The sequence below is a fragment of the Pseudomonas sp. NPDC087817 genome (assembly GCF_044742875.1).
Taxonomy (GTDB): domain Bacteria; phylum Pseudomonadota; class Gammaproteobacteria; order Pseudomonadales; family Pseudomonadaceae; genus Aquipseudomonas.
In genome coordinates, this window is sequence record NZ_JBIUVJ010000011.1 from 12,686 (window position 1) to 30,521 (window position 17,836).

Annotated in this window: 16 protein-coding genes and 1 tRNA gene; 4 read left to right on the forward strand and 13 right to left on the reverse strand. The window is 59.0% G+C overall.

Going from position 1 to position 17,836, the window contains the following annotated elements:
- From cysW to dibA, 5 genes are all read right to left on the reverse strand, one after another.
- The coding region (gene cysW, locus ACIONG_RS11450; RefSeq protein WP_401299324.1) for a sulfate ABC transporter permease subunit CysW at positions 1–762 on the reverse strand (762 nt) is incomplete at its 3' end.
- 13 nt (positions 763–775) lie between these two features.
- Positions 776–1,594, reverse strand: coding sequence for a sulfate ABC transporter permease subunit CysT (gene cysT / locus ACIONG_RS11455; RefSeq protein ID WP_401299327.1), 819 nt, complete (start codon positions 1,592–1,594; stop codon positions 776–778).
- A gap of 70 nt (positions 1,595–1,664) precedes the next feature.
- The gene (locus tag ACIONG_RS11460) at positions 1,665–2,678 is read right to left on the reverse strand and encodes a sulfate ABC transporter substrate-binding protein (protein ID WP_103306516.1); all 1,014 of its coding nucleotides are present in this window, start codon (positions 2,676–2,678) and stop codon (positions 1,665–1,667) included.
- A 138-nt stretch (positions 2,679–2,816) separates the two neighbouring features.
- Positions 2,817–2,999 carry a sulfur starvation response protein OscA gene (gene oscA, locus ACIONG_RS11465; RefSeq protein WP_034151822.1) on the reverse strand — a complete coding sequence of 61 codons (183 nt, stop codon included), beginning with the start codon at positions 2,997–2,999 and terminating at the stop codon, positions 2,817–2,819.
- Positions 3,000–3,298: 299 nt separating this feature from the next.
- A complete protein-coding gene (gene dibA / locus ACIONG_RS11470) occupies positions 3,299–5,218 on the reverse strand; it encodes a phosphodiesterase DibA (protein ID WP_103306515.1) in 1,920 nt (639 codons plus the stop codon).
- A gap of 146 nt (positions 5,219–5,364) precedes the next feature.
- Here dibA and desA point away from each other — a divergent pair, with 146 nt between their 5' ends.
- Entirely contained in the window at positions 5,365–6,549 is a 1,185-nt protein-coding gene (gene desA / locus ACIONG_RS11475; RefSeq protein WP_103306514.1) for a delta-9 fatty acid desaturase DesA, read from the forward strand.
- Between the two features lie 235 nt (positions 6,550–6,784).
- Positions 6,785–7,774 (forward strand): GGDEF domain-containing protein, encoded by a 990-nt coding sequence (locus ACIONG_RS11480; protein WP_401299332.1) that lies wholly within the window; start codon positions 6,785–6,787, stop codon positions 7,772–7,774.
- Between the two features lie 120 nt (positions 7,775–7,894).
- Here the strand turns inward: ACIONG_RS11480 and ACIONG_RS11485 are convergent, their stop codons facing one another.
- The 3 genes from ACIONG_RS11485 to gabD form a co-directional block, all read right to left on the reverse strand.
- Positions 7,895–9,106: an HDOD domain-containing protein gene (locus ACIONG_RS11485; protein ID WP_401299335.1), complete on the reverse strand. Its 1,212-nt coding sequence runs from the start codon at positions 9,104–9,106 to the stop codon at positions 7,895–7,897.
- Positions 9,107–9,247: 141 nt separating this feature from the next.
- On the reverse strand, positions 9,248–10,525 hold the full coding sequence (gabT, locus tag ACIONG_RS11490; protein WP_401299337.1) for a 4-aminobutyrate--2-oxoglutarate transaminase: 1,278 nt from the start codon (positions 10,523–10,525) through the stop codon (positions 9,248–9,250).
- 185 nt (positions 10,526–10,710) lie between these two features.
- On the reverse strand, positions 10,711–12,153 hold the full coding sequence (gene gabD, locus ACIONG_RS11495) for an NADP-dependent succinate-semialdehyde dehydrogenase (protein WP_093440380.1): 1,443 nt from the start codon (positions 12,151–12,153) through the stop codon (positions 10,711–10,713).
- A gap of 442 nt (positions 12,154–12,595) precedes the next feature.
- Between gabD and ACIONG_RS11500 the strand changes: the two genes are divergently transcribed.
- Together ACIONG_RS11500 and ACIONG_RS11505 are read left to right on the forward strand one after the other, a co-directional pair.
- Positions 12,596–12,672, forward strand: a tRNA-Arg gene (locus ACIONG_RS11500).
- A gap of 203 nt (positions 12,673–12,875) precedes the next feature.
- Positions 12,876–13,916, forward strand: a complete 1,041-nt coding sequence (locus ACIONG_RS11505; RefSeq protein WP_401299339.1) for a virulence RhuM family protein — start codon at positions 12,876–12,878, stop codon at positions 13,914–13,916.
- A 53-nt stretch (positions 13,917–13,969) separates the two neighbouring features.
- Here the strand turns inward: ACIONG_RS11505 and ACIONG_RS11510 are convergent, their stop codons facing one another.
- From ACIONG_RS11510 to ACIONG_RS11530, 5 genes are all read right to left on the reverse strand, one after another.
- A complete protein-coding gene (locus tag ACIONG_RS11510; protein ID WP_401299342.1) occupies positions 13,970–14,242 on the reverse strand; it encodes a hypothetical protein in 273 nt (90 codons plus the stop codon).
- A 21-nt stretch (positions 14,243–14,263) separates the two neighbouring features.
- Positions 14,264–14,869: a hypothetical protein gene (locus tag ACIONG_RS11515; protein ID WP_401299345.1), complete on the reverse strand. Its 606-nt coding sequence runs from the start codon at positions 14,867–14,869 to the stop codon at positions 14,264–14,266.
- The gene (locus ACIONG_RS11520) at positions 14,866–15,447 is read right to left on the reverse strand and encodes an RNA polymerase sigma factor (protein ID WP_213028725.1); all 582 of its coding nucleotides are present in this window, start codon (positions 15,445–15,447) and stop codon (positions 14,866–14,868) included. Before ACIONG_RS11520 ends, ACIONG_RS11515 begins: the two co-directional genes overlap by 4 nt.
- 30 nt (positions 15,448–15,477) lie before the next feature.
- Positions 15,478–17,157 (reverse strand): von Willebrand factor type A domain-containing protein, encoded by a 1,680-nt coding sequence (locus ACIONG_RS11525; RefSeq protein WP_401299347.1) that lies wholly within the window; start codon positions 17,155–17,157, stop codon positions 15,478–15,480.
- A gap of 87 nt (positions 17,158–17,244) precedes the next feature.
- Positions 17,245–17,808, reverse strand: coding sequence for a YbhB/YbcL family Raf kinase inhibitor-like protein (locus ACIONG_RS11530; RefSeq protein WP_401299350.1), 564 nt, complete (start codon positions 17,806–17,808; stop codon positions 17,245–17,247).
- Positions 17,809–17,836: the final 28 nt, after the last annotated feature.

The window sequence follows — 17,836 nt, forward strand, 5'->3', positions numbered from 1 at the left end:
GGCCACGTGGTTGTATTCGTTGTAGAGGATCTCGACGTGCAGCGGCAAGGTGTTGGTCACCCCGCGAATGTGCCCGGAGACCACCGACACCGCACCGAATTCACCCATGGCCCGCGCAGTACAAAGCACCACGCCATAGATCAGGCCCCATTTGATGTTGGGGACGGTAACGTGCCAGAACATCTGCCAGCCGTTGGCGCCGAGCAGGCGCGCGGCCTCCTCTTCTTGCGTGCCTTGTTCCTGCATCAGCGGGATCAGCTCACGGGCCACGAACGGCACGGTGACGAAAATCGTCGCCAGCACGATGCCCGGCAGGGCGAAAACGATCTGGATGTCGTGATCCTGCAACCACGGCCCGAACAGGCCCTGAGCACCGAACATCAACACATAGACTAAACCTGCGATCACCGGCGATACCGAGAACGGCAGGTCGATCAGCGTCACCAGCATGCTCTTGCCGCGGAATGAATACTTGCTCACGCACCACGCAGCGCTGACGCCGAACACCAGGTTCAGCGGTACCGAAATCAGCACGGCGAACACCGTGAGTTTCAGCGCCGACAGTGCATCCGGTTCAAAGATCGCCGTGAAGAATGCGCCGAGGCCATTCTTCAAGCCTTGGGACACGACGATGAACAGCGGGAGCAGCAGAAACAGGAAAAAGATCAGCCAGCCAAGACCGATCAGGATTCTGCGCGAAGTGGCGCTGCCACGGCGCGCAGCGTTGGCCGAGGACGCGGCCGCAATAGACGATTGGGACATGGTTCGCGCCTCCTTATGGGGTTTCGATGCGCCGCTGCAGCAAGTTGATCAGCAGCAACAGGACGAAGGAAACCACCAGCATCTGCACGCCGATGGCGGTAGCGACGGTGTAATCGTACTGGTCGAGTTTGACCATGATCAGCAGCGGCAGGATCTCGGTTTTCATCGGCATGTTGCCGGCGATGAAAATCACCGAACCGTACTCGCCGACGCCACGGGCAAAAGCCAGGGCGAAACCGGTCAGCCAGGCGGGCAACAGCGCCGGCACCAGAATGTGGCGGAACACTTGCAGCGGTTTGGCACCGAGGCACGCGGCGGCTTCTTCGACTTCACGGGGAATGTCGGCCAGCACCGGTTGCACCGTGCGCACTACGAACGGCAGGGTCACGAAGGTCAGCGCGAGGGTAATGCCCAGCGGCGTGTGGGCAATCTTGAAACCGAGGTCGGCGGCGAACTGCCCGACCAGACCGGTCGGCGTGTACAGCGCGGTCAGGGCAATACCGGCGACGGCCGTCGGCAGCGCGAACGGCAGGTCGATCATCGCGTCGATGACCTTGCGCCCCGGGAACGTGTAGCGCACCAGCACCCACGCCAGCAGCGTACCGATAATGCCGTTGATGATCGCCGCACACAACGCGGTGCCGAAGCTCAGCTTCAATGCGGCCAATACGCGCGGTGCGGAGATGATCGTCCAGAACTGTTCCCAGGTGAGTTGGGCGGCGTGGACGAACATCGCCGCCAGCGGGATTAGCACAATCAGGCTGAGGTACACCAAGGTGTAACCCAGCGTCAGCCCGAAGCCGGGTATGACGGGGGAGATACGACGCGACATAAAAGTCCTTGGTTAAAAAACGCGCGAAGCCCCGAAGGTAAATCCGGGGCTTGTTTATGGCTATGAAAACTTACTGCGCCTGATAAATCTGGTCGAACACGCCACCGTCGTTGAAGAACTTCGGTTGCGCGGTTTTCCAGCCGCCGAAGTCCTTGTCGATGGTCACCAGGTCCAGTTTCGGGAACTGCTGGGCGTACTTCGCCGCCACGTCCTTGTCACGCGGGCGGTAGAAGTTCTTCGCGGCAATTTCCTGACCGGCCGGGCTGTACAGGTGCTTGAGGTAGGCTTCGGCGATCTGCTCGTTGCCCTTCTTCTCGGCGTTCTTGTCGACCACGGCCACTGGCGGCTCGGCGAGGATCGACAGCGACGGCACGACGATGTCGAACTTGTCGGCGCCGCCATCTTCTTTCAGCGCCAGAAACGCTTCGTTTTCCCAAGCCAGCAACACATCGCCCTGACCGTTGTTGACGAAGGTGATGGTCGAGCCACGAGCGCCGGTGTCCAGCACAGGTACGTGTTTAAACAGGGTCTGCACGTACTCTTTGGCTTTCTCTTCACTGCCGCCGTTGGCTTTCAGGCCGTAGGCCCAGGCGGCGAGGAAGTTCCAGCGCGCACCGCCGGAGGTTTTCGGGTTCGGCGTGATCACCGAGACGTCGTTCTTGACCAGGTCGCCCCAGTCCTTGATGCCTTTCGGGTTGCCCTTGCGCACCAGGAACACGATGGTCGAAGTGTACGGGGTGCTGGCGTCCGGCAGACGCTTCTGCCAGTCGGCTGGCAGGGTCTTGCCGAGTTTGGCGATTTCGTCGATGTCGCCGGCCAGCGCCAGGGTCACGACGTCGGCGCGCAGGCCGTCGATCACAGCGCGGCCCTGTTTACCGGAACCGCCGTGGGATTGCTGGATTTTCACAGTGTCGCCGGCATGATCCTTCTGCCAGAACTTGATGAATTCGGCGTTGTAGTCCTGATACAGCTCGCGCGTCGGGTCATACGACACGTTGAGCAGTTCGTAATCCTTGGCAACCGCGGAACCGGCAAACACAGCGCTGGCCAGGGCGGCCAAAGCGTAACGGCGAATCGACGACATGGTGAAAGCTCCTGGAATTCTTGGTGGTGGCTTTTTCTTATGTACTGCTGGAATCGGGTTGCCCGCTGGTAAAAGATCGCAGCCTTCGGCAGCTCCTGCCCACAGCCCCCTGCAGGAGCTGCCGCAGGCTGCGATCTTTCAGCCCGGTTGTTTGCCGGGTTGCTGCAAACGGAATTTCTCTTTGCGTTCGATCTGGACGACTTGCGCGTTGTGCACAGTGATCTCCACCGCGCCGAAACGCAGATCGCGCAGGGCGCTCTGGATTTCACGCAAGATGGTGGTTTCGTCCTGACCGTCAACGCTGCGAAGGGATGCGCTCATGGTGCTGCTCCTTTGAATGGGATATGCCTGGCAGTGGGCGGCACTGCGTTCGGCGTGGGAGCAATATAAGAGAGGCGCGGATATTCTTAAAAAGACTATTTAAGAATGTTTATATAACTAGAAAACATTATCTGGCGGAGCAAGGGTTTGCGCGTATCCGGGGCCGACAGATAACCCTGTGGTGAGGGGATTTATCCCCGATGGACTGCGTAGCAGTCCCGATTTTTTGGGGCCGCTGCGCGCGCCATCGGGGATAAATCCCCTCACCACAGGTTTTGTGTCAGCCATAACAGGACTTGTTAACCGATAACGGGTGCTTTCGCCCAATCAATCTCCATCGCCGGAACCGGCCGCCCAAACCAGTACCCCTGCCCCAGATCACATTCCTGCTGCAGCAGAAACGCCGCCTGCTCACCCTGCTCGATCCCCTCGGCATGCACCTGCATACCCATGCTCCGGGCCAGCGCGATGATCACCCGGACAATCGCCGCGTCATCCTCGTCCCACGGCAACCCGGCAACAAAGCCCTGATCGATCTTCAATTTCTGCACCGGCAGACGCTTGAGCCTCAGCAACGACGAGTAGCCCGTACCAAAATCATCAATCGCCAGGCGAATGCCCAATTCACGCAAACGATGCATCTGCTCCAGCGCCACTTCCGGGTCGTCCATCACCGCGCTTTCGGTGACTTCCAGTTCCAGACAGGCCGGATCCAGCCCGGTGTCGCGCAGCACCTGCGCGACCTGCTGATACAGTTCGCGTCGGGCAAACAGTCGCGACGACACGTTCACCGCGACAAACGACAGCACCACACCGTCCAGTTGCCATTGGCACATCTGCCGGCAAGCCTGCTGCATCACCCAGGCGTCGATTTCGGCAATCAACCCGGTGCGCTCGGCGATTGGAATGAACTCGGCCGGCGACACCAGCCCGCGCTGTGGATGCTGCCAGCGCACCAAAGCTTCGACACCGATCAGACGGCTGGTTTGCAGATCATGGACCGGTTGGTAATAGACCCGCAGTTCCTGCTGTTCCAAGGCCCGGCGCAGTTCAAAGGCGATTTCCACCCGTTGCTGGGCGTGGGCGGTCAGTTCTTCGGTGTACAGCGCGTACCCATTACGTCCGCTGCCCTTGGCCTTGAACAGCGCCGCGTCAGCATTACGCAATAACTGATCGGCGCTCAGCGCGTCGCTGGGGAACAGGCTGATGCCGATGCTGGCGTTGATGAACAACTCGTGGCCATCAAAGCAGAACGGCTCCTTGAGCGCGTCGAGAATGCGCTGGGCCAGCGCCGCCGCCTGGCCGGGCTGTGGACAACTTTCCGCCAGCACGGCGAATTCGTCGCCGCCCAGGCGCGCCAATGTGATGCCCGGCCCGAACAACGCCTGCAAACGCGCGGCCACCGCTTTGAGCAGGCGGTCGCCGACGTTATGCCCGAGGCTGTCGTTGATCATCTTGAAGTGGTCCAGATCGAGCAACAGCAGCGCACAACCGCGCTTATGGATCTGCGCCGACGCCAGCGCCTGCTCGGCACGGTCGCCGAACAACAGGCGATTGGGCAGATCGGTCAGCGGATCGTGGTGGGCGAGGTGCTTGAGCTCATGTTCGGAATGCTTGATCGCGCTGATGTCGGAAAACACCGCCACGTAATGGCTGAGCCGGCCCTGATCATCATGAATGACGCGGATGGTTTGCCACTGTGGATAAATTTCGCCGCTTTTACGCCGGTTCCAGATTTCGCCACTCCATTCGCCCAAGGATTCCAGCGTAGTGAACATCGCCTGATAGAAGCTCGGCGGATGATGGCCGGATTTGAACAGGCTCGGTTGTTGGCCGAGCACTTCTTCGCGCTGATAACCGGTGATCTCGATGAACGCGCGATTGACGTGAACGATCAGCCCATGATGGTTGGTGACCAGCACCCCTTCACGGGTGCAATCGAACACGGCGGCCGCTTGGCGCAGGCGCTCACGGTCGGCATGACGCTCGCGCAATCGCGCACCGATCCCGAGAAACTCACACAGCCGCGCCCGCGCCAGAAAGATCAGCCCGGCGCTGACAGCGGCGAATACATAACCGTTGATCAGTTGCCATCGCGCAATATCGGCGGAGTTATCGAAGAAACTGTTTAATAAATGATCAGTGCCCAGCAGCCACACGGCGGCAAGCACAAGATAGAGCAGCGCTGCACGCAAAGCATCGCGATAAGTGGCAGACATTCGGCTGTCCATGTCCCTACAAAAAGGTTGGAATTATAGGTCAAGAAACATCCAGCGACTCTTATCTGAAAGGGCGACTGGTTTTATCTGTGTGCTTGGTGATAATGCAACGGCTGTTTTTATCTTTATCGAGGGCCCTATAGCCTATGTGGTACGAAGGTTTTCTTGGCTTGTCGGCCTGGTCACTGGTCGCAGTCACCCTGCTGATGACTCACGTGACAATTGTCGCCGTCACGGTCTATCTGCACCGTTACTCGGCCCATCGCTCCCTGGAGCTGAATGCCGGCCTTAAGCACTTTTTCCGCTTCTGGCTGTGGCTGACCACGGCGCAGAACACTCGCGAGTGGACCGCCATCCACCGTAAACACCACGCCAAATGCGAAACCGAAGATGACCCGCACAGCCCGGTCATCAAGGGTTTGTCCACCGTACTGCGTACCGGCGCCGAGCTGTACCGCGCCGAAGCCCAGAACCCGGAAACCCTGCGCATCTACGGCAAGAACTGCCCGGAAGACTGGATCGAGCGCAACGTCTACAGCCGCTACCCGCTGCTGGGCGTGGCGATCATGGGCGTCATCGACCTGCTGCTGTTCGGCACCATCGGCATCACCATCTGGGCGATCCAGATGATGTGGATCCCGGTGTGGGCTGCCGGCGTGATCAACGGTCTCGGTCATGCGGTCGGCTATCGCAATTTCGAGTGCCGCGACGCGGCGACCAATCTGGTGCCCTGGGGCATCCTGATCGGTGGCGAAGAATTGCACAACAACCATCACACCTACCCTAACTCGGCCAAGCTGTCGGTGAAGAAGTGGGAGTTCGACCTCGGTTGGGCGTGGATCAAAGTCTTCAGCTTCCTGCGTCTGGCCAAGGTGCAGCGTGTTGCGCCGATTGCTCACCGTGTCGAAGGCAAAGGCAATCTGGACATGGACACCGCGATGGCAATCCTCAACAACCGCTTCCAGATCATGGCCCAGTACCGCAAGCTGGTGATCGGGCCGCTGGTCAAGCAGGAACTGGCCAAGGTCGATCATTCGGTGCGCCACCAGTTTCACCGGGCCAAACGCCTGTTGTCGCGGGAAACCAGCCTGCTGGAGGATCGTCACCACGCACGCATCCAGAACATCCTCGAGCACAGCCAGGCGCTGAAAGTCATTTACGAAAAACGCCTGGCCCTGCAGCAGATCTGGGTCAAGACCAGCGCCAATGGCCACGACATGCTCGCCGCCATCAAGGAATGGGTACACGAGGCCGAGGCCAGCGGCATCCAGTCCCTGCGCGAATTTGCCGATCAGCTGAAAACCTACTCGCTGCGCCCCGCCGCAGCCTGATTGTGTTGAATGAATCCCCTGTGGCGAGGGGATTTAGCCCCGATCGGTAGCGTAGCTAGCGCAATTTTGACGACGCGTTCTCATTGTTGAAACGCGTCGCCACTACCGCCCGGCAGAACCCCTCTGCCGCTGGGAACTTCGCTTCCATTCCCCTATCTCAAAGACACTTCGCCATCCCGGCGGGCTGTACTGTGGCCGTTGTCGAATTGCGGCACGCCCTTTGAGAACTGTGCCGATGGTCAACAACAATCAAAAAGACTCATCCCTCCCGCAATGGCCCGAGGCCGCGCAAACCCTGATGGCGCTGATGCACGCCCAAGGCGAAGTGGCGCGGTTGAGCGAGCGCGAACAACTGTTCAGCTCGCTGCTCGTCAGCGTCAACGCCGTACTCTGGGCTTTCAACTGGGAAACCCGTCAGGTGCTCTACGTCAGTCCTGCCTATGAACGGATTTTCGGTCGCTCTGCAGGCCTTTTATTGGCCGACTCCAACCAGTGGCGCGACAGCATCTACCCTGACGATCTGGATTACGCCGAACGCAGCCTCGCCGAAGTCCTGCACACCGGGGCCGTCGAAAATCGCGAATACCGCATCATCGCCGCTGACGGCCAAGTGCGCTGGCTCAGCGATAAATGCTTCATCAATCGTCAGGACGACCCCGGGCAACCGGTGATCATTGTCGGCATTGCCGAGGACATCACCGACAAAAAGCAGATGGAAACCGAACTGCAGCGTCTGGCCACCACCGACGTACTAACGCAAAGCAGCAATCGTCGGCACTTCTTCGAATGCGCCAATCGCGAGTTTGAAGAGGCGCGTCTGCAGGGTGCACCACTGGCTTTCCTGCTGCTGGATATCGATGATTTCAAAGTGATCAACGACAGCTACGGTCATCCCATGGGCGACTCCGTGCTGCAACAGATCGCCGAGTGCGGGCGCAGTTCTTTACGCCGGGGTGATCTGTTCGGGCGAATTGGCGGTGAAGAGTTTGCCGCAGTATTTCCGGGCTGTGCGCCGGACATGGCCATGCAGGTAGCCGAGCGACTGCAACAGGAGATTCAGCGTTTGAGCTTCAGTCATGAAGGCCAGACGTTCGGCATTACTGTCAGCCAGGGTCTGGCCCGTCTCAGCGAAGGCGACGAAAGCCTCGACAGTCTGTTCGCCCGCGCGGATGCGGCGATGTATGAGGCCAAACGACAGGGCAAGAACCGCGTTATCTCTGCATAACCTTTATTCAAATGATCCACAAAACCTGTGGGAGCTGGCTTGCCAGCGATGAGGCCAGCACATTCAGCAATGATGTGTCTGCGCCTACGCCATCGCTGGCAAGTCGAATCGTCGCACGAGTTATTTGCGCATCCGCATCAACTCCGGCAATCCGATCTTCAGCAACCGCGCCGTGCGACTCTTCGCCAGTTCTTCAACACCTTCATGCTCGGTCAGACGCGCCAACTGCGCAGCCATGTTCATCACCAGCGCCTCACGGGAATACACCCCGCCGCCAAGCTGATAGACCGAGGCAATCAACTCGCGCAGTTCCAGCGGCAACCGCCAGCGTGTGCGCAGCGCCGAACCATAAGCGGCGCCAAACTCGGCCAACGCTTCACCGACCTCCTCCAGCTCATCCAGCGCACCACCGGCCTGCTGCCACTCCTGCAAACAACGCAGCAATGCCAGATCACCCAAACGATGCAGCATGCCTGCGCAGTAGCAGCGCTCCTGATCCAGATCCAACAGGCGCGCGAGCGTACGGGCGTATTCGGCCGTATGCAGCGACAGCCCCCAATATCGCTCGGCGTAATCCGCCAGGCACGGGTCACTGAGTCTGGCGCTGCGCTTGAGCGCCAGCCCCAGAATCAGATTCATGCTCTGCCCGGTGCCGAGTCGATGCAGTGCCTGCGCGAGCGTTTGAACCGCGGCGCCATGGTGCTGTGCCGCACTGTTGGCCGCTGCGATCAGTACTGCCGTGATTTGTGGATCGGTTTTGATCTCATCTTCCAGCAGCTTCAGATCGAGGCCATTGGGATTGAGGCTGCGTTTGACCGCCAACTGCACATCGGTCATCAACGGTGCGCCATCAGCCTGCTCACGGCGCCGCTCAAGAAAGACTGACAAGGTCATGCCCGGCGCCAATGCCGGGATCTCACAGAACACTTCTTCCCCGGCATTGAGCAACAAACCCTGCAAACGCTTGGTCAGACTTTCCATGTTCAGCGGTTTGGTCAGATACGCCGTGGGCGCCAGCGGTATGGCTTCGCGCACGCTGGCGCTGTCGTTGCGGCTGCTCATCAGAATGAAGGGCAGCGGCGGATTGCGTTTACGCTGACGCACGCTGCGCAAAACACTCAAGCCATCGATACCGGGCAATTCCCAGTCGACGATGGCCAGGTCATAAGGGACTTCGCTGAGCATCGACATTGCTTGCTGGCCATCGGCACACAGGTCCAGCCGCGCATCGCAACGTACGTTCAGCAGCACTTGTTTGAGCAAATCGCGAGACCATGGATCGGCCTCGGCAATCAGCACTCGGGGTACGGCGGGTAAATCAACGGCAGTCATGCGCGCTCTCCCTTGCAATGCCTGAACCTTAGCCAATGCTGGCCTTTCGATACAGCGCTAAAGCGCTCGATGTGTTTCAAGGGGCATAAAAAAACCCGCCGAAGCGGGTTTTTTGTCGATCAAGTCACATCGCTCAGAGCCTTACAGCTCCGAGAAGCACTCTTCGATGATCGCCAGACCTTTGTCCAGTTGCTCATCCGGCGAGGTCAGCGGTACGAGTACGCGCAGCACGTTGCCGTAAGTGCCGCAGGACAGCAGGATCAGACCCTTGTCGCGAGCCTTGGCCACCACGGACGCCACTGCAGCCGCGTTCGGCTTGTGGCTGTCGCCGTTTTCGAACAGCTCAACAGCGATCATGGCGCCCAGGGCACGGACTTCACCGATGACCGGGTACTTGGCCTGAATGGCTTTCAGGCCAGTGACCAGACGCTCACCGACAGACTTGCAGCGATCCAGCAGTTTTTCTTCTTCGAACACTTCCATCACTGCCAGGGCAGCAGCACAAGCAATCGGGCTACCGGCGTAGGTGCCGCCGAGGCCGCCTGGCGCGATGGCGTCCATGTATTCGGCCTTGCCGCAAACACCGGCCAACGGGAAGCCGCCAGCGATGGATTTGGCGAAGGTGGTCAGGTCGGCAGCAACGCCCATCTGTTCCATGGCGAAGAAAGTACCGGTACGGCCAGCGCCGGTCTGTACTTCGTCAGCGATCAGCAGAATGCCGTGCTGGTCGCACAGCGCGCGCAGGCGCTTCATGAATTCTTTCGGCGCGACGTAGAAACCACCTTCACCCTGTACCGGCTCTATGATGATCGCGGCGATGTCTTTCGGCTCGGCGTCGTTCTTGAAGATGCGTTCGATGGAAGCGATCGAGTCGTCGATGCTCACGCCGTGCAGTTCGTTCGGGTACAGCGCTCGGAAGATGCCGCCTGGCATCAGGCCCATGCCGGCCGAGTAAGGCACGACTTTACCGGTCAGACCCAGGGTCATCATGGTGCGACCGTGGTAAGCGCCAGTGAACGCGATCACGCCGGCACGGCCAGTGGCGGCACGGGCGATTTTCACGGCGTTCTCTACAGCTTCGGAACCGGTGGTGACCAGCAGGGTTTTCTTGTCGAAATTGCCTGGCACCTTGGCGTTGATTTTTTCGCACAGCTCAACGTACGGCTCGTAAGCCAGAACCTGGAAGCAGGTGTGGGTCAGCTTGTTCAGCTGTTCGGTCACGGCAGCAATGATTTTCGGGTGCACGTGGCCGGTGTTCAGCACAGCGATACCGCCGGCGAAGTCGATGAATTCACGACCTTCAACGTCAGTCACGGTAGCGTTCTTTGCCGACTCGGCGAAGATCGGGTGAATCTGGCCAACACCACGTGGAACAGCTGCGGTACGGCGGGCCATCAGTTCAGCGTTAGTCTTGCTCATTACAGTCCTCATTCACCGCTCATCGGGCGGCGTGGTTCAAGGATTAAGCGGGAGGAATCGGCGGTGGCAGCATGCGATGATCGACTGCCACGGCGTTCCCGGCCGCAGAGAAAATTCCGGTTTGAAACGACGCAAAGGGACAGCGCTCTCGTGCCCTTTGCGTTTACAGCGATCCCTTTCCCGGCTTAGATGCCCAGGCAGAGGTATTTGATTTCCAGATAATCTTCGATGCCGTACTTGGAACCTTCACGGCCCAGACCCGAGGCCTTGATGCCGCCGAACGGCGCGACTTCGTTGGAGATCAGCCCGGTGTTGACGCCGACCATGCCGTATTCCAGCGCTTCCGCTACACGGAACACACGACCAAGGTCACGAGCATAGAAGTACGAGGCCAGACCGAACTCGGTGTCGTTGGACATCGCGATCACTTCGGCTTCGTCTTTGAAGCGGAACAGTGGCGCCAGCGGACCGAAAGTTTCTTCCTTGGCCACGGCTGCGTTCTTCGGCACGTTGGTGAGGATGGTCGGCTCGAAGAAGTTGCCTTCCATTGGCTTGCCACCAGCCAGTACGGTGGCGCCCTTGGCCACAGCATCAGCAATGTGCTCTTGCACTTTGGCCACGGCTTTTTCGTCGATCAGCGGGCCAGTGGTGGTGCCGTCTTCCAGACCGTTGCCGATCTTCAGCTTGGCCACAGCCACTTTCAGCTTCTCGGCGAATGCGTCGTAAACCGAATCCTGAATGTACAGACGGTTGGCGCAGACACAGGTCTGGCCGTTGTTGCGATACTTGGAAATGATCGCGCCTTCGACGGCCTTATCCAGGTCCGCGTCGTCGAACACGATGAACGGCGCGTTGCCGCCCAGTTCCAGCGAGACTTTCTTGATGTCCTTGGCGCATTCCGACATCAGCTGACGGCCGATTTCGGTGGAGCCAGTGAAGGACAGCTTGCGCACGATCGGGTTGCTGGTCAGCTCGCTGCCGATATCGCCAGCGCTGCCGGACACCACGCTGAACACGCCGGCAGGAATGCCGGCACGCTGAGCCAGTTCGGCCAGTGCGAAAGCGGAGAATGGAGTTTGCGAAGCAGGCTTGAGCACCATGGTGCAACCGGCAGCCAGCGCTGGGCCAGCCTTACGGGTGATCATCGCGGCAGGGAAGTTCCACGGGGTGATCGCCGCAGTTACGCCGATTGGCTGCTTGATCACGATCAGGCGCTTGTCTGGCTGATGGCCCGGAATCACGTCACCGTAGATGCGCTTGGCTTCTTCGGCGAACCATTCGATGAACGAGGCGGCGTAAACGATTTCGCCCTTGGCTTCGGCCAGCGGCTTGCCCTGTTCGAGGGTCATCAGGCGCGCGAGGTCGTCCTGGTTCTCGATCATCAGTTCGAACCAGCGACGCAACTTGCCTGCACGTTCTTTGGCGGTCAGTGCACGCCAGGCCGGCAGCGCCTTGTCGGCGGCTTCAATGGCACGGCGGGTTTCGGCAGCGCCCATTTTCGGCACGGTGCCGAGGATTTCGCCGGTGGCCGGGTTGTTGACCTTGATCGTCTGACCGTTGTCCGCATCGACCCAAGCGCCATCAATGAAGGCTTGCTGGCGGAACAACAGGGTGTCTTTAAGCTGCATGTCGGCTTTCCTTAACAGCACCGCGGCCTGCGCGGAGCAAATTATGATTGTAGAAAGGCGCCTCGCAAGGCTGCCGTCAGGGAAATCTGTGAGCGGGTGAGGCGCATTGATCGTGCTCGACTCGAAACACCTACGCTTCAACACCCGATCAACGAGCGTTTGAAATCTCAAACGGATCGTAGGAGCAAAGGGGTTAAAGGACAATAGGGCGTTCGAAAAAAAGAACAAAAACGCCGCGTTTGTGGAAATTTTCAGATCAACGCGCAAAAAGCATCCGCCGCAGCGAAACCATAGATCAGCCCCGCGAAAGCGCCAAGCGAGGGATTTGCAGGACGTTACAGCTTTATGGAATGCAGGCACTCAAACCGACACGCGCACTGACAAAACCCGCCGAAACCCAGCATGGACGCCCCGAGCCGACCTAGGTATGATGTCGCCCGCTGCACCAGTAGCTCAGCTGGATAGAGTACTGCCCTCCGAAGGCAGGGGTCGTGGGTTCGAATCCCGCCTGGTGCACCACTGGTTTAAACGAGAAAGCCCCGGACTGTGATGGTCCGGGGCTTTTTTGTGGGCAATGAACTTATGAAAAAATCGAGTCTGGAAACAAAATTTCACGACAATTGGGTTCATTAGGTCAGCGGTTTTCGCCACACTATGCAGCCTCCCCCGAGTCCTTTCCAAACAATTTATAGACTCGCCAGAACTGGTCGCGGAATAACTCAATGACTGATCAGAACGACACAGACTATCCTGCCGCCCCTCAAGGAGAGCTTTTGCTTTTTCAAAGCTCCGACGGCCAGGTCCGCCTGGAATGTCGATTCGGGTCCGAAACGCTTTGGCTATCGCAGTCCATGATTTGCGAACTGTACGGTAAGGCCAAGGCTACTATCAGCGAACATATAAGCCATATTTTTGCCGAGGGCGAGTTGTCGGAGGATTCAGTTGTTCGGTTTTACCGAACAACTGCCGCCGACAACAAACCTTACAACGTCAAGTATTTCAGCCTGCCCTTGATTATCGCGGTGGGATACCGTGTCCGCTCCAAACGAGGAACCCAATTCCGTCAATGGGCCACGCAAGTACTTCAAGGGTACCTGATTAAAGGCTTCGTCATGGACGACGAGCGATTGAGAAACCCTCCCGTAGGGCACTCACAGGTACCTGACTACTTTGATGAGCTGCTTGAGCGCATCCGAGATATTCGAGCCAGCGAGAGGCGGGTTTATTTGAGGGTGAAGGATATCTTCGCGATGGCGGCCGATTATGTGCCATCCAACAAGGACACGACTGCGTTCTTTCAGATCATCCAAAATAAACTTCATTTCGCCAGCACCGGCTTGACTGCCGCTGAGTTAATAGCACAGCGCGTTGACGTCTCAAAAGCGCATATGGGTCTAACCAACTTCAAGGGAGATGAAGTGCGTAAAAGCGATGTCACAATCGCTAAAAACTATCTCACTCCAGAGGAGATCAATGCTCTTAATCGTATCGTTACGATGTGGCTGGATTTCGCAGAAGATCAAGCATTGATGCGCAAGCAGATTTTCCTGCGTGACTGGCAGGAGAAACTGAACCAATTTTTGGAATTCAACAGCCGCCAGATTTTGCAGGGATCGGGACACACCAGTAATCAAGCAGCAGAAGAAAAAGCCCGAGCTGAATATGAGATCTATGCCGAACGGCGCAGAGCTTTGAAAGAAACAGAGGGCGAACGGTCCGCCATTGAGGCACTTCGCGGCATTTCAAGAAAGAGTCGGCCCTGACCCCGCAGCCTTGGATCAGGCAACTACGCGCTGGACCCGCACCTGAAGCTCATTTACTCCGTCGTCCAATCAAACTCATCGTAATCCTCATCCTCGTCTTCTTCCCCCTCAACCTCCCCCTCAAAGACGTCCTCTTCCTCAAGCACATCCTCTTCCGGCTGATTCAGGAGAAACTCCTTACGCGCTTCGGTAATCGCGCGGCGCATCTCTTCGCCCTTTTGCGGGCAATTGAGGAGTTGGGCGATGCGGTCGATTTTTGGTGCCACAGTGTTCTCCAGCGATTCAGCTATGGCCCGATAGTGCGCGTTTTTAAGGGGCAATGCCAAATGGCTGGACGAACAGAGCGGTCAGTTCTTCTGGATTTGTTCGAGCCGGGCGTCGAGGTCGGCGTTTGGGTAGCGTTTGTGCAGGTTGTTGAACAGGGTGTCGGCGGCTTGTGATTGGCCGGATTCGCGCAGGCGCAGGACTTCGCGCAGTTGTTCGTCGAGGCCGTTGGCCGAGGCGGCAGCGCGTTTGGCTGTTTTGGTTTGGTCGGCGGTGTCGGCGCTGAAGGCATCGCTTTGCATTGGCGCAGCGAGTTCCATCATTGGCACAGGTGCGGGCCGAGGGGCTGCCGGGGCAGACAAGCGGTGCAGTTGCGCGCCACCCGGTTCGGCCATGGGTACCGAGAGGCTGGGGGCCGGAGTGTATTCGTATCGAGGCAGCGGCTCGGGCGTGCGTTGAACCAGCGATAACATCAAGGTCACGCCCACCACGCTGGCGAACGCGACTTGCCAGCGCGGTTTGCGGCTGGCGTCGAGCCAGCGTTGCCACAGGCTTGGCTTCGGTGTTGGCGCTGCACGGTGAGCTGCCTTGAGAATGCGCGCGTCGAGGTGCGCGGGCGGTTCGCCGTGGTGTTGCTCGCGATAGTGCTTGAGCAGTTGTTCTTCGGGTGTCTGGCGGGCGTCGTTCATGTCAGTACCTCCTCGGCCAGCAGCCGACGCAGTTTTTGCTGGGCGTAGCGCAAGCGGCTCTTGACGGTTTCCAGCGGTGTTTCGGTAAGGCTGGCGATTTGTGCCAGGTCGAGGTCGCCGTGGGCGCGCAGCAGGAACACCTCGCGCTGGTCGGCGGGCAGGGTTTGCAGGGCGTTTTCCAGACGCAGGCTGTCGCGGCTGAGGTTGAGCAATTCTGCAGGATCGGTCGACTCATCGCTGACAGCGTGGACCTGTTCATCGTAACTGTCGTGCAGTGGCTGCTGGGCGCCGTGCTTGCGCCAGTGATCGATCAGGCGATTGCGGGCAATCTGGAACAGCCACGTACGAAATGTCGCCCGTCCCTGTGGCTGACTGGCGCTGCGGATCAGGCTCAGCCAGGTCTCCTGAAAGACCTCATCGGTAAGCTCCGGTTTACCGCTCAAACCGAGCAGAAATCGATACAGGCCCTGACGATGACGGGCGTACAAGATCTCGAACGCCGCGCCGTCGCCCTCGCGGTAACGCGCCAGCAACGTTTCATCGCTGCTGGCGGTCGGGCTGTCTGGTGAAGCAAACAGCTGATTGATGAAGCTTTTCAGACGACTCACTTATTCAACCCGTCGCTCAGTGGGCAGCGTATTCGATGCGGTTGTGTTGCGCAGGCTCTGCGCCAATTCGACCAGTTGCACAAACTCGTTACGCAGGCCAAAACGGTCATCGCCTCGTGCGCCACGGGCCAACGCTTCGGTGTCTTTCAGGCTGAAATCTCCGGTATAGCGGCCGTCCTTGAGTTGCTGGGAAAACGCGGCGACGGCGGCGGCAAAGCGCAGGTCTTCGCTGGCCGATGCAACCTGACTGGCAATCGGCCGCTCGATCAGCAGACTTTTCCCACCATCGGGCTGTTGATAACGCACACGCAGCATCGCCAATTCCCCGTTCTTTTCGGAAACAGCCTTGTCGGATTGACCGTAACGCAGCGGCTCCAACCAGCCCTTCTCCCCCGCCGGAACAATTTCGTACAACGCGGTCACCGTGTGTCCTGCACCGATTTCGCCAGCATCGACTTTGTCATTGCTGAAGTCCTCACGTTTCAAGGCACGGTTCTCGTAGCCGAGCAGGCGATATTCACTGACCTGCGCCGGGTTGAATTCCACCTGCAATTTGACGTTTTTCGCCACCACGGCGAGGGTCGAGCCAAGTTGATCCACCAGCACTTTGCGTGCCTCGCGCAGGTTGTCGATGTAGGCGTAGTTGCCGTCGCCAGCGTCGGCCAGTTGTTCCATCAGGTGTTCATTGTAGTTATCCACACCAAAACCCAGGGTGGTCAGGGAAATTCCGCTTTTGCGTTTATCCACAGCCATTTGCTTGAGGCTATCGAAGTCGCTGACGCCGACGTTGAAATCGCCGTCGGTGGCCAGGAGGATACGGTTGATGCCTTTGGGAATAAACGCCTGTTGTGCCATTTGATAGGCCAGTTCGATGCCCGAGGCGCCAGCGGTCGAGCCGCCTGCGGTCAATTGCTCGATGGCTGTACGAATTTTCGCTTTTTCCCGTCCGGAGGTCGGTTCCAGTACCACTCTCGATTCGCCGGCATACACCACCAGCGATACGCGATCCTGCTCGCGCAATTGATCGACGAGCAATTTCAGCGTGCTTTTGACCAGTGGCAGGCCTTCGCGACGATCCATCGAGCCTGACACGTCCACCAGAAACACCAGATTCGCCGGGGCCAGTTCGGCCACCGCGCGGTCGGACGCCTTGATGCCGATGCGCAACAATCGTGTGTGCGGGTTCCACGGCGAAGCTGCCAGTTCGGTGGTCACGCCAAACGGTGAGCCATCGCTGGGCAGTGCGTAATCGTAGGGAAAGTAATTGACCATTTCCTCCAGCCGCACCGCCCCTTCCGGCGGCAGGCGCCCCTGATTGAGCAAGCGGCGGACGTTGGCGTAAGCGCCCGTGTCGACGTCAGCGCTGAAGGTTGAAACCGGAGTGTCGGCGACGCTGTGGATCGGGTTGTCGGCAAGCGTTTGATATTGCTCACGCGGCTCGTCGCGATAGCCCTGTGGATAACTTTCCCCGGCAGGCATCGCCGCGAAGCTGGCAATGGGCATCGGACGCGCGCTGCGCTTGGCCATCGCGGCATCGGCGAGGATCACCTCATGTTGCACCAAGGGTGCAGGCTGAGCTGGCGCAGCAGCCGATTCAGGATTGGAAGAAACGCCGCAACCGGCGACGGCCAGCAGCACACCGACCGCTACAGGTCGCAGAGAAGGCAGAGGAAGGGACATGGGGCTGACCTCGGGATGAAAGTGATCATTCATCCACTGAGACGAGCAGCCCTTTCAGTTCGGGTTAAACGCCGCTAAAAAATTTTTTCAGCGGTGATAACGCCGCACTACGCTGCTGTTGCGCAGCACATGGCCTTTGATTTTTTCCATCAGCTCGGCGCGGGTCAGACCGGCAGGCAAGGCGTCCGGTGCGAGATCCAGAGCGTAAATCTGAATGATGTAGTGGTGAGCGCTGTCGCCAACCGGAGGGCACGGACCCATGTAGTGGGTGTTGCCCTTGCTGTTCGTGCCGCCGACGCCTTCGAATGCGGATTTGGCGCCGACACCCGCCGCGATCTGGTGAGTCGTGGCTTTGATGCCGTAATGAATCCAGTGATCGACGCCCAGGCCTTTCTGGCCGTCCGGGTCGTGCATGACGATCGCGTAGCTCAGGGTGCCGGTAGGCCCGGCGTTCCAACTCAAGGCCGGCGACTGGTTCTTGCCGCCGCAACCTGCCGCATCGCTTGCCGCCGCCGAGGTGAACAGGCGATTGTCCGAGACACCGGGGATGTCGAGGGTGAAGCGCTCCTGGGCCGCCTGCGCCGGAAACTGCACGCAAAGGGCAACGGCAACGGCCGCCAGCCAAGGGTTGAGAGAGGTCAATCGGGTCATTCCGGGAGCACCTTGTGCAGTGAGGCCG